We start from the raw sequence: 12,397 nt of genomic DNA on the forward strand, positions 1-12,397 counted from the left end.
CCAGAAGGGGGAGTGAAATCATAAAAACAGGAAAAACGTTGATGATGAAAGCCACCATGCTGCCGCCCGAGATAGCGCTACCATCCAGCGCTTGGAAGTGACCGGCTCGTCGAGCAAGTGCATTGCGCTAGAAGAAGCAAGTTGGACTACATCAAGAACCTGACGCTGACCGCAGCCTACAAGTTTTAAATTTTTTTACCGCACGGGAGTTTGAGAATTATGAAAGAACGAGTTTTATCGAATTCAATCCGCCTGATTTTTTCGGGTGGCATCGCCCTGGGCGTGGGCTTGGCCAGCCAGCCGGCCTGGGCGCAGGAATCCGGCAGCGACGCGATCCAGCGCGTGGAAATTACCGGTTCGTCGATCAAGCGCATTAGCAAGGAAGGCTCGGTGCCGGTTCAGGTCATCAGCAGCGCCGACATCGCAAAAAGCGGCGCCCAGAACGTGGAAGATCTGGTGCAAGCCTTGCCGGCCATGCAGGGCTTCCTCACCTCTTCCGTGTCGGTCAACGGCGGCGGCGGCGGCGTGCAGAACGCCTCGATCCACGGCATCGGCGCCGGCTATACCTTGGTGCTGCTGAACGGCCGCCGCATGGCGCCTTACAGCGCCGGCAGCGCCGTCAATTTGTCCAGCATCCCATTGGCGGCGGTGGAGCGCGTGGAAGTGCTGACCGACGGCGCCTCGGCGCTGTACGGCGCCGACGCCATCGCCGGCGTGGTCAACTTCGTGCTGAAGAAAAACCAGCAAGACTTCACCATCGAAGGTTCGTACACCTCGCCGGAAAAATCGGGCGGCCGCAGCAACACCGTCGGCCTCTCCAAGGGCTTCGGCGACCTGGAAACGGACGGCTACAACATCCTGGCTTCGTACAGCCATGACGGCCAACAAGAACTGAACGCGTCGCAGCGCGATTTCGCCAAGAGCGGCCTGGTACGCTTCAGCGAGAACGGCAAGCAGTACTCGCTGTACCAGCTGGCGGTCAACACCGCGCCGGCCTCGGTCACGCTGAACTTCAAGGACGGCAAGTCGCCGCTGACCTTCTCGCCCAACTACCTGAAGGATGGCAAGTGCGCGCCGAACACCGCCTACATCGGCACCGCCACCGACAAGTCGTGCTGGTTTGACTACTCGGGCACGGTGCAGCTGATCCCGAAATCCAAGCGCGACAGCGTGTTCCTGTCGGGCCGCGCCAAGGTCAATGCCGACACCAGCGTGTTTGCCGAGGTGGTGGCGTCGCGCTTCGCGCAGACCGGCCGCTTTGCGCCAGCCGCGCAAGCGCTGGCGCTGCCGCTGTCCGATCCTAAGTACGCCGCCAACGTTGCGCCATACCTGGCACAGCTGGGCGTCAGCCCGGCCAACGTCAGCAAGGCCACCATGAACTTGCGCCTGGTCGATGCCGGCGGCCGCGCGGAAGAGTATATTTCCGACGCCCGCCACTTTGCCGGCGGTGTCGAAGGCAGCTTCAAGTCGTTCGACTACACCGCGTCCTACGTGCACTCGGAAAACAAGCGCACCGCCAATTACGTCGGTGGCTTCCTGAGCCGCGACCGCTACAAGACGCTGGCGTTCGACCCGTTTGGCGCAGCAGGCGCCTCGGCAGCCGTGCTGGCGCCGGCCGTGCTGAATGAACTGGATACGGAAACCAAGACCGTGCTGGACATCCTGAGCGTGCGCGCTTCGGGCGAACTGTACCAATTGCCGGCTGGCCCGCTGCAAATCGGCGTGGGCGCGGACACCACCCGCCAGAAATACAGCAGCTTGCCGAGCTCGATCACCCAGGGTCCGAACCCTCAACAGCCGAACTGGACCGATACGGTGCTGGGCAGTGCCCCGGGCGCCCTGCCGGTTGAAGGTTCGCGCAAGAGCTGGGGCGCGTTTGCCGAGTTGCTGGTGCCGGTGCTCAAGAACCTGGACGTGACGGCAGCGCTGCGCCACGACAGCTACGACGCCATCAAGAGCGACCGCATCTACGATCTGGACTCGAAGCTGATCGGCTCGGGCACGCAAGGCAACGATGCGTCGAAATCGACCTACAAGCTGTCGCTGCGCTACAACCCGCTGGACACCGTGCTGCTGCGCGGCTCCTACGGCACCGGCTTCAAAGTGGCCGATCTGGATAGCGTGATCTCGCCGATCACCGACGCTGGCGTTACCTCGGGCAAATATGCTTGCCCGGTGAAGGCGCCAGATCCACGCGCGGCAGACTGCGCAGGTACGACCCAGTACGCCCTGATCAGCGGCGGCAACAACCTGAGCGGCGCCAACGGCTTGAAGCCAGAGGAATCGAAGCAATACACGGTGGGTATGCGCATCGAGCCGTTCAATTCGCTGTCCTTGGGCTTCGATCTGTGGAACGTCAAGATGACCAACCAGATCTCGCAGTTGCCGGAAGGCTTGGTGTTCTCGAATCCGGGCGCCTTCAACAGTCTGTTCTCGACCGTCTATGACGCCGGGATTGGCTCCAACAAGCTGGTGACCTTGCTGCCGTACTTCAACCTGGGCAGCTCGCACTACAAGGGCGTCGACTGGGACCACTCCTACCGCACCAAGCTGGGCATCGGTAACCTGTCGTTTAACTGGACCGGTACGTACTTGCTGAAGTCCGAGCAAACGCTGCCGGATACCGACGACAGCGGCAAGCAAGTCAGCAGCACCGAGAGCAACCTGGGCCGCTTCGACAGCTTTAACACGGTCGCCTCGCGCGTCATCAGCCGCCTGGCCGTCAGCCTGAAAACGCCTGGCATGTACACCCACACCCTGACCATGAACTACCGCTCCGGCTACCACGACCAAGTGCTGACCGCCGGCGCCAGCGTGGTCAAGGAAGTGCTGCCTGACGGCTCGCTGGCTCCTGGTTTCGTCGGCATGAAGCGCGATGTGTCGTCGTACACCACGGTTGACTGGCAAACCCGCGTCGACCTGAACAAGACCTACGCCTTCACCGGCGGCATCAAGAACTTGTTGGATCGCGATCCACCGTTCTCGAACCGCACGGCCGGCGGCGGTAACCAGGTTGGCTACGACGGCCGTTACGCCAACCCGCTGGGACGTACCTTCTACCTGAGCGCTTCTGCCAAGTTTTAAGAATCGGTAACACCGTGGGGGGCCGGTAGCCCATGACTGGCCTTTTGCCGGGAACTGCTTGCAGTTCCCGGTTTTTTTTTATTCCCGTAAAAATATTTTAAAAAATAGCTTGCTATTAGATCGCACACTATGTATAGTTCATACATCGGCGCTGCAAACACAGCGCAGGTTAGAGTAAATTAGCAAGCTGATGCCTCTTACGGTAGATAGCAAGCGATTGAATAGCCAACTAAACTAATGCTGTACTTCGTTGTACCTCACTCACTGAAAGGAAACATCATGTCGATCGAAAAAGTTCTCTACACCGCACACGCTAAAACCACCGGCGGCCGCGAAGGCCAATCCGCTTCGTCGGACGGCAAACTGACCGTGAAGCTGAGCACCCCGAAAGAACTGGGCGGCGCCGGCGGCGACGGCACCAACCCTGAACAACTGTTCGCATCGGGCTACGCAGCTTGCTTCATCGGCGCGATGAAATTCGTTGGCGGCCGCGACAAGATCGCCGTGCCTGCGGACCTGTCGGTAGAAACCTCGGTCGGCATCGGCCAGATCCCAACCGGCTTCGGCATCGAAGTGGAACACAAAATCTCGCTGCCAGGCATGGACCGCGCAACCGCCGAGAAACTGGTGGCCGCAGCCCACATCGTCTGCCCTTACTCGAACGCCACCCGTGGCAACATCGACGTCAAGCTGACCATTTTGTAATTTCACATACAATCATTGCTTTGATCACTAACGAGAGAAGCAATGATTGAGTGGCACTGGCTGGCATTTGATGATATTCCGCGCGCTGACTGGTACGAAGTACTGCGTCAGCGCCAAGCGGTTTTCATTCTCGAACAAACCTGTTTGTATCCCGATATCGACGGCGCCGATCCGCTGTGCCATCACTTGATGGGCTGGCGCGAGATCGACGGCGAGCGCACGCTGGTGACTTACCTGCGCGTGGTGCCGCCGGGCGTGAAATTCGATGAGATGTCGCTGGGCCGCGTGCTGACCACGCAGGCCGGACGCGGCACCGGCGTTGGCCGCGAACTGCTGGCCAAGGCGATTCCTCTGGCCGAAAAACTGCATCCCGGTTGGGATATCCGCATCGGCGCACAAGCCCACCTTGAAAAATTCTACGGCAGCTTTGGCTTCCAGACCGTGACCGATCCGTACGATGAAGACGGCATCATGCACGTCGATATGGTGCGGGTTAAAACGTCAGTATAAAAAGCGCCCCGGCGCCCACTGCGCGCGCGTAGCGCACGGTGCCGCCGTTGCCGTGCACGAGGTGGCGCACCATGGCGAGTCCGATGCCCTTGCCCTGCTTCTTGGTTGAGAAGAAGGGTGTGAAGATATGCCCGGCCAGCGCGTCGGGTACGCCGGGGCCATCGTCGGCGACTTCGATGCGTAGGCGGCCGCCACGGCTCAGACGCGCGTTCACTTGGGCGTGGGTTGCGGCTTCGGCGGCGTTTTTTAGTAGGTTGATCAGCGCTTGTTCCAGCTGGCCGGGATCGATCATCACTTCCAGCGATGCTGGTTCGACCGAGAAGGTGAGCCGGCCTTGCCACTGCGGTTCCAGCAGGGCTCTCAGGCGCTCAAACAATTCTTCCAACAGCACACGCTGCGGCTGCGCTTGCGGCACGGTAGAGAGGCTGCGGTAGCTGCTGACGAAATCCGCCAGGCTGGCGGCGCGCCTTGCAATGGCGTCTAGCGCGGTATTGAGATCTGCGTGAATATCTTGCGGTAGCTGCTCGCTTGCTTCCTCCAACAGCGAGCAAGCGGTGCGCGAGAGTGAGGCTACCGGCGTTAGGGAATTCATGATTTCGTGCGTGAGCACTTGTACTAGCTCGCGCCATGCATTCAGGGCTTCGGCCTCCAACTCGCTTTCCACCGGCATCAGCGCAGCGAGACGCTGGGCTGAGCCTTGCATGGTCAGCGCGGAGATGGCGACCAGTGCGCGCTCGGCGCCGCGTTCGGTGTCGAAGCTGATTAGCTGGCGTTGGCCTGTGGGCTGCGCGGCCAGCAAGGCGTGCAGCTCTTGCGGCGCGATGGCGCGGCCGGGAGCCAGCAATCGGCGCGCACTGGAATTCAGCGGTGCGACGGCGCCGACGCCGCTCGCATGCTCGATGCGGAACAATGCAATCGGCGCGTGTTCAAGGCGGGCTTCCAGCGCGAGCATCGCATCGGCGATTTCGTCCAGTGCGGGAGGAGCGCCATCACTACTTTCCATGCGCGGAGTGCGCGGCGCGAGGCGGCGTAGGCATTGCCACAGCAGTCCGGCCGGCGCGAGAGCGAGCAGGCCGCAAAGGATAATGCGGCGCGGTTCGGGCGTCGGCGACAGCACATCGGCTGCGATGGACAGCGCCATCAAGCCGGCCGCGCCAGCCGCCACGCCCCACTTGAGCGCGCGCTCAGATGCCATGCTTGCCCAGCTTGCGGTACAAGGCCGCGCGGCTGATGCCCAAGGTCTTGGCCGCGTGGCTGATATTGCCGTTGAACTGCGCCAGCGTCGCCGCGATCGCTGCGCGCTCGATCGCATCCAGCGTCAGGTCACCGCCTGCGTCAGTTGCCCTGCTTTCCACGCCCACGCCCGCACTGGCAAGGCCCGCCGCAGCCGCCGGCACTGCGGCTGCGGCGCGCGGCATGTCTGCCACCGCTGCTGCTGCGAGACCGAAATCATTGATGGCGTACTCCGCACCCTGCCCTAAGATCACCGCGCGCTCGCACGCATGGCGCAAAGCCCGCACGTTGCCCGGCCAATCATGGCGCAGCAGTGCATCCATTGCCGACGCGCTCAAGCTTCGCACCGGCCGCTCATACTGCGCCTCGTACAGCTTGAGATAGTGCTGTAACAGCAGCGGCACATCCTCACGCCGCTCGCGCAACGGCGGCACGCGAATCACGATCGTATTCAAGCGAAATAGCAAATCCGCCCGAAACACCGACGGATCAAACAAGCGCGCCTCTTCCAAATTGGTCGCGCTGATAATCCGCACATCAATCGACTCCGGCTTATCCGCGCCGATCGGCGTCACCTCGCGCCGCTCCAGCGCCGTCAACAACTTGGCCTGCGCCGCCAATGGCATATTGCCGATTTCATCAAGGAACAACGAACCACCACGCGCCGCCTGAAAGCGCCCCGCCCGATCCGCCTTGGCATCCGTGAACGATCCTTTGCGATGGCCAAACAGCTCGCTCTCAAAAGTCGACTCGGGCAAAGCTCCCATATCGACGGCCAGCAAAGTGCCGGCCGCGCGCCGCGACGCTGCATGAATCGCGCGCGCCACCAATTCCTTACCGACACCGTTCTCGCCAAGCACCATCACATTGGCCTCGGTCGGCGCGACGCTGGCAATCAAGGCCTTCAACTCGCGCATGGCGCGCGACTCGCCCATCAACTCCGGCGAACCGCCCGCACCGCCGCGCACCGCTTCGCGCCGCGCCAAGGCCTGATCCACCGCCGCAATAAGGCGCGCGTTATCCCAAGGCTTGGTGATGAAATCTCCGGCACCGCGCTTGAGCGCCTCCACCGCCAGCGGCACATCGGCATACGCCGTCATCGCAATCACTGCCGGCGGGTTGGCCTGCGCGCGCAGCACATCCAATAACGCCAGACCTTCCGCACCGTTGATGCAGCCAGGCGTAAAGTTCAAATCCAGCAGCACCACCTCCGGCACCCCGCGCGCCAACAGCGCCGGCAAGCCAGCCGGGTCGTTCAGCGTAGCCACGTGACCATAGCGTCGCCGCAGCAGCAATTGCGCGGCGGTGGCGACATCAGCATCATCATCAAGGATCAGGACATAGGCAGACATGCGGCCATTCTAGCAGCCGCGCAAACGCTGTAAACGCCCACTTCCGGTGGCTGTTCACTAGCGAACAGCGCACAGTGTTCGGAAATGAACACTCCCCGCTGAAAAACCCCGTTTTCCACCATGGCACAGGGTTTGCAGTAAGGCTGATATGCACATCAAAAAAAATTTTGAAGCTGCCCCGCCGCACACCGGCGCCACCATGGATACGGTAGTGCCGCGCCGCCGCGGCAAGCGCATTGCCATCATTGCCGCCATGATGATCGGTTTGATCGCCGTAGCATACGCGCTGTGGTCATGGATGCCGCGCGGCCTGCAAATCGATGGCGCCGATCTGCGCACCGGCATCGCCACGCGTGGCGTATTCGTCGATGAAGTGATCGTGCGCGCCAGCGCCGAGCCACTGAGCTCCGTCATCCTCGATGCGGTGGAATCGGGCCGCGTGGAAGAAGTCTTTGCTACCGACGGCGCCCTGGTGAAGAAAGGCCAACTGCTGTTCCGCATCTCCAACCCGCAACGCAACCTCGAACTGCTGGCGCGCCAGTCGGAGCATGCGGTCAGCATCTTCAATCTATCCAACCTGCGCGTGTCGCAGGAGGCCAGCGCCAGCGAGCATCAACGCCGCCTGGACGACCTCCAATTCGCGCTAGACCAAGCCAGCAAGCAGCACACGCGCAACGTCAAGCTGGCGGCACAAGGTTATATCTCCGCCGTGGCACTGGAAGAATCGGCAGATCGCCTCGCGCAGCAGCAACGCGCCTTCAAACAGGAACAACAAGCCGCCGCCGCCGAATCACGCGTGCGCGATCACGCCGAGCAGCAACTGGAAAGCGCCATTCACGGCTTGAACTCAGGCCTGAAACTGGTCTCCGCCACGGTGGACGCACTCGCCGTGCGCGCGCCGGTGGAAGGACGGCTGACCAACTTCCGCCTGCAAGTGGGCGAGTCCATCGCCACCGGCAAGAACATCGGCCGCATTGACGATCCGGCGCGCTTCAAACTGTCCGCGCGCGTGGACGAGTACTACCTCAATCGCATGGCGGTCGGACGCCACGCCGCCGTGCAGCAGGATGGCCGCAACTACGCGGCCGATCTCTCCGCCATCTACCCGCAGATCAAGGATGGCCGCTTCACCGTAGAACTGATGTTCACGGCGGGACAGCCGCCGGTGCTCAATCCCGGCCAAAGCCTCGACGCCCGCATCACGCTGGGCGAACCCGCCACCGCGCTGCTGCTGCCCAACGGCGCCTTCCTCAACGACAGCGGCGGCGCATGGGTCTACGTGCTGGACGCCGCCGGCCGCAACGCCGAGCGCCGCAGCGTGCGCATCGGCCGCCGCAGCAACAGCCAAGTGGAAGTGCTGAATGGCTTGAACGCGGGCGAAAAAGTAATCCTGTCCGGCTACGCGGCCTACGGAAATTCACCACGGCTGCAAATATCGCAGTAACCTCTCACTACATCACACAAAGGCACACGCACATGCTCAAACTCGTCGGCGTCAGCAAAATTCACCAAGCGGGAGAAATCCAGACCACGGCGCTGGATCGCATCGACCTGCATATCGAAGCGGGCGAATACGTCGCCATTACCGGGCCGTCCGGCTGCGGCAAATCGACCATGCTCGGTATCCTTGGCCTGCTGGATGTGCCGACACGCGGCGAGTACTGGTTCGAAGGCCAGAACGTGGCCGGCTGGAGCGAAGCACAATTGAACAAACTGCGGCGCGGGCGCATCGGCTTCATTTTCCAGAGCTTTAACCTGATCGAAGAACTGACCGTATTTGAGAACGTCGAACTGGCGCTCGAATACAACGGCACACCAGCACGCGAACGGCGTGAGCGCGTGACGGCGATGCTGAATAAACTCGGCGTCGGCCACCGCGCCGGCCATCGTCCCTCGCAACTGTCCGGCGGCCAGCAGCAGCGCGTGGCGATTGCGCGCGCGCTGGTGTCCGGCCCCGCCGTGCTGCTGGCCGACGAACCAACCGGTAACCTCGACAGCGCGCACGGCGACGAAGTCATGCGCCTGCTGCGCCAGATCAACGCCGACGGCACGACCGTGGTGATGGTCACCCACTCGCCCGACCACGCCGCCCAAGCCTCGCGTACCCTCAACCTGCTGGATGGCCGCGTGATGGTCGACGCGCTGCAAGCTGCGTGATGCTGCGCGACTTCCGCATCGGCTGGCGTTTGCTGCTGCGCCATCCGCTGCATACCGCTGTTGAATTGCTGGGCCTCGCGGCCGGCTTTGCGGTGTGCTTCGTGCTGCTGGCGTTTGTGCAGTACTCGTTCAGCTACGACCGCGACGTGCCGCAGCGTGAACAAGTGTACGTCATCAAGCATCGCCTGAATTTCATCCCGCAGCCGCAGTGGATGGAGTACACGCCGTTCGCCATGCGTGGCGTAGCGCTGCAAAGCGGCCTGCCGCTGCTAGTGAGCGCATGGTGGCCCAGCCAAGTGACACTGAACCGGGATGGCGCGATACGCATGGTCGATATCACGGCGGTGGATCCGGCGTTTGAGCAAATCACCGGACTGCACGCGGTGGAAGGCGACCTGCATCAAGCGCTCACGCGGCCTGACGGTCTGGCGCTGACGCGGCAAACGGCGTTGCAATGGTTCGGCAGCTCCGGCGCGTTGGGACGCAGCGCCGTGGTCAATGGACAAACGCTGCAAGTGCGCGCCATCCTGCCCGATCGACCATCCAACACTACCATGCCATTCGGCGCGCTGGTCGGCGTCGGCAGCGCGGTGTGGAACGAACAGGAGCGGCAGCGAGTACTGTCCAACTGGACAGGCATCAACGGCCGCATTTACGTCAAGACCAGCGTTGCTCCGCAAACGCTGCAAGCCGCGTTGCAAAGCGTGATCGACACCTCGCCGTGGGACAGTTTCGCCACGCCGGAAATGAAGGCCGCGCTGGCCGAACGCAAGATGGTCGATGTGGCCCTCGGCTCGCTGGCCGATGCCTATTTCGACCGCACTGTCGCCAACACGATGGGTTCCGGCCCGCGCGGCGACATGCGCATGGTGTTGGCGCTCGGCGCAGCGGGCTTGCTGATCCTGTTGCTGGCGGTGGTCAACTACATCAACCTGGCGACGGTGCGCGCAATGCGCCGCCAGCGCGAGATCGCGGTGCGCCGCGTGATGGGCGCCACCACGCATCAGTTGCTGGTGCAGTTCACGGCCGAAGCGATGCTGCTGTCTACCGCTGCCGCTGCACTGGGCGTGCTGTTGGCGTGGCTGCTGTTGCCGCTGGCGTCCGAGCTGCTGCAACGGCAGCTGGAAGACACGTTCACGCCGGCGGCAGTTGGCGGCGGCCTGGCTTTCGGCGCGCTGGTGGGCGCGATGGCGGGACTGTATCCGGGCTGGCTGGCGCGCGGCGTCGACATGCGCGCCACACTGGCGCAGCGCAGCGGCGAAACGCCCGGCGGCGCGTGGCTGCGACGGGCGTTGACCGCAGTGCAATTCAGCGCCGCCATCGGCATGGGCAGCGTAGCGCTGGCGATACAGTGGCAGACGCAGTTCGCCGCCGCCGCATCGCCCGGCTTCGACCCATCGCCGCTGCTGGTAATCGATATGCGCATCGGTATTGACCAGCCATCCGGCCGTGCAATACGCGACGCGCTGGCGCAGCTGCCCGGCGTTGCCGCCATCACCGACAGCAGCAACGTACCAGGCCGCGACGACCATACCGGTACGCGCGGCAGCCAGACCGTCAGGCATGTAGACGGCAGCAATGTGGCGATGCCGGTGCAATTTGTCGGTGTGGATTTCTTCAAGGTCTACGGCATGCCAGCGCTGGCTGGCCGCGCTTTCGACGCGCGCGAAAAACAGCCGGCAGCAGATGGCGATGAAAGCGTGGTGCTCAATCCGGCCGCAGTGCAGGCGCTGGGCTTTGCCTCCATCCAGCAGGCGGTGGGGCAGCGCATCAACGGCACGCGGCAGCGCGTGATCGGGGTGGTGCCGGATCTGCGCTGGGAAACGCTGCGCGATCCGGTGCGGCCACTGATGTACCTGCCGACGAACGACAGCGGCTTGTTCACGCTGCGCCTGAGCGGCACGCGCGCCGATGTGGAGCCCGCCATCGCCGCAATCTGGCAGCGCTACTTCCCGGCACAGCCGGCGGTGATACGCGGCGCGGCCAGCTTCTACGCGTTGGCCTATGCCGACGACGTGCGGCTGGCGCGCATGCTGGCCTGCGCCACGGCGGTGGTGCTGGTGCTGGCGGCGTTCGGCATGTACGTGCTGGCGGCACACAGCGTGCAACGTCGCGCGCGCGAGATTGTGCTGCGCAAGCTGCATGGCGCAGGCCGAGCGGCCATTGCTGCCTTGGTCGGACGCGAGTTCGTGTTGCTGATCGCAGCGGCGGCCTTGATTGCATTGCCGCCGGCATGGCTGGCCATTGCCCGCTACCTCGCGCCGTTTGCCGAGCGCTCGCCGCTGGGGGCTTGGGCGCCGTTGGCGGCATTGGCGCTGGCGCTGCTAGTGGTGCTGGCGGCGACCGCGCGCCACACCTGGTCTGCCATGCGCATCGCGCCGGCGCAAGCGCTGCGGGCGTAAAAAAAGGCAGCCGAAGCTGCCTTTTTTATCTGCCGTCCGCTTACTTCACGGTCAGCAGTTCGACTTCGAAGAGCAGGGTCGCATTGCCCGGGATCTTGTCGCCGCTGCCGGCATAGCCATAGCCTTCGCCCGGCGGGATGACGATGCTGCGCTTGCCGCCCACCTTCATGCCATTAACGCCTTTGCCAAAACCGGTCACGACTTGGGTGCTGCCGACGACGAAGGCCAAGGCCGTGCCGCCGACATTGGTGTCGAACTGGGTGCCTTTATGCGTCGCGGAGTTAGGGTCGTACAGCCAGCCGGTGTAGGTTACGGTTACCGTGCTGCCGACAACGGCGGTCGCGCCGGTGCCCACCACCATGTCGGTGAAGGTGGTTCCTGGCAGGAACACGGCCTTGCTGACGGTGACCATGGTGAAGTCAAACACCATCGGCGTATTGGCCGCGATCGGTGCAGTGACAGCGCCCGAGGTATTCGTGGTATTGAGCACGTTGGCGCCGTAGGCCAGGTTGGCCGGCAACACCGCAGTGCGCTTACCACCCGGCTGCATGCCCAGCAGTGCGAGATCAAAACCGGCCGCTACCGGCAAGGTGCCAGCCGGCAGAGCGCCTACGCCCACGGTGCCGGTCTTCGGCACACCGGCATCGACCGTGCTTTGCACCTTGGCGCCTTTGCCGTCGGTCTTGGTCGAGTCGTACAGATAGCCTTCGTAGTGGAAGGTCACGGTATCGCCCGCCTCTGCGGTCAGGCCGCTGCCGGTCACGGTGGTGGTCAGCTTGTAATCCGGCTGGGCTACTACCGGCGTGGTAGGGATGGTCTTGGTGCCGCCGCCGCAGGCGGTCAGCGCCGCCACGCAGGCTGCAGCAGCGAACAATTGCAACATCGATTTCATTAATTTACCTTTGATGAGTATTCGTATTCGGTAGTCCCGGCGCAGAAGTTTAGCAGACCGCG

General features: G+C 63.1%; 9 protein-coding genes. 6 read left to right on the forward strand and 3 right to left on the reverse strand.

All coding sequences use genetic code 11. The annotated features are described in order from the left end of the window. Positions 1-219: 219 nt before the first annotated feature. From GTP45_RS21365 to GTP45_RS21375, 3 genes are all read left to right on the forward strand, one after another. Complete coding sequence (locus GTP45_RS21365; protein ID WP_161015869.1) at positions 220-3,084, forward strand: TonB-dependent receptor domain-containing protein; 2,865 nt, start codon at positions 220-222, stop codon at positions 3,082-3,084. A gap of 279 nt (positions 3,085-3,363) precedes the next feature. After that, positions 3,364-3,789 (forward strand): organic hydroperoxide resistance protein, encoded by a 426-nt coding sequence (locus GTP45_RS21370; RefSeq protein WP_161015870.1) that lies wholly within the window; start codon positions 3,364-3,366, stop codon positions 3,787-3,789. Positions 3,790-3,831: 42 nt separating this feature from the next. Next, entirely contained in the window at positions 3,832-4,299 is a 468-nt protein-coding gene (locus GTP45_RS21375; protein ID WP_161015871.1) for a GNAT family N-acetyltransferase, read from the forward strand. On the opposite strand, the gene GTP45_RS21380 is transcribed toward GTP45_RS21375, so the two are convergent. Together GTP45_RS21380 and GTP45_RS21385 are read right to left on the reverse strand one after the other, a co-directional pair. Then, positions 4,283-5,494 carry a sensor histidine kinase gene (locus GTP45_RS21380; RefSeq protein ID WP_161015872.1) on the reverse strand — a complete coding sequence of 404 codons (1,212 nt, stop codon included), beginning with the start codon at positions 5,492-5,494 and terminating at the stop codon, positions 4,283-4,285. The two genes, GTP45_RS21375 and GTP45_RS21380, sit on opposite strands and share 17 nt — an antisense overlap. Continuing rightward, positions 5,484-6,884 (reverse strand): sigma-54-dependent transcriptional regulator, encoded by a 1,401-nt coding sequence (locus GTP45_RS21385; protein ID WP_161015873.1) that lies wholly within the window; start codon positions 6,882-6,884, stop codon positions 5,484-5,486. Before GTP45_RS21385 ends, GTP45_RS21380 begins: the two co-directional genes overlap by 11 nt. Before the next feature lie 148 nt (positions 6,885-7,032). On the opposite strand from GTP45_RS21385, the gene GTP45_RS21390 reads away from it, so the two are divergent. The 3 genes from GTP45_RS21390 to GTP45_RS21400 are packed head-to-tail and all read left to right on the forward strand — an operon-like array spanning position 7,033 to position 11,443. Further along, positions 7,033-8,328 (forward strand): efflux RND transporter periplasmic adaptor subunit, encoded by a 1,296-nt coding sequence (locus GTP45_RS21390; RefSeq protein WP_229258576.1) that lies wholly within the window; start codon positions 7,033-7,035, stop codon positions 8,326-8,328. A gap of 32 nt (positions 8,329-8,360) precedes the next feature. Next, positions 8,361-9,041 carry an ABC transporter ATP-binding protein gene (locus GTP45_RS21395; RefSeq protein WP_161015874.1) on the forward strand — a complete coding sequence of 227 codons (681 nt, stop codon included), beginning with the start codon at positions 8,361-8,363 and terminating at the stop codon, positions 9,039-9,041. After that, positions 9,041-11,443: an ABC transporter permease gene (locus GTP45_RS21400; RefSeq protein ID WP_166454715.1), complete on the forward strand. Its 2,403-nt coding sequence runs from the start codon at positions 9,041-9,043 to the stop codon at positions 11,441-11,443. Before GTP45_RS21395 ends, GTP45_RS21400 begins: the two co-directional genes overlap by 1 nt. A 40-nt stretch (positions 11,444-11,483) precedes the next feature. On the opposite strand, the gene GTP45_RS21405 is transcribed toward GTP45_RS21400, so the two are convergent. Beyond that, positions 11,484-12,335 carry an FKBP-type peptidyl-prolyl cis-trans isomerase gene (locus GTP45_RS21405; RefSeq protein ID WP_161015876.1) on the reverse strand — a complete coding sequence of 284 codons (852 nt, stop codon included), beginning with the start codon at positions 12,333-12,335 and terminating at the stop codon, positions 11,484-11,486. Positions 12,336-12,397 lie beyond the last annotated feature (62 nt).

This window comes from Duganella rivi (assembly GCF_009857435.1).
Classification (GTDB): domain Bacteria; phylum Pseudomonadota; class Gammaproteobacteria; order Burkholderiales; family Burkholderiaceae_D; genus Rugamonas; species Rugamonas rivi.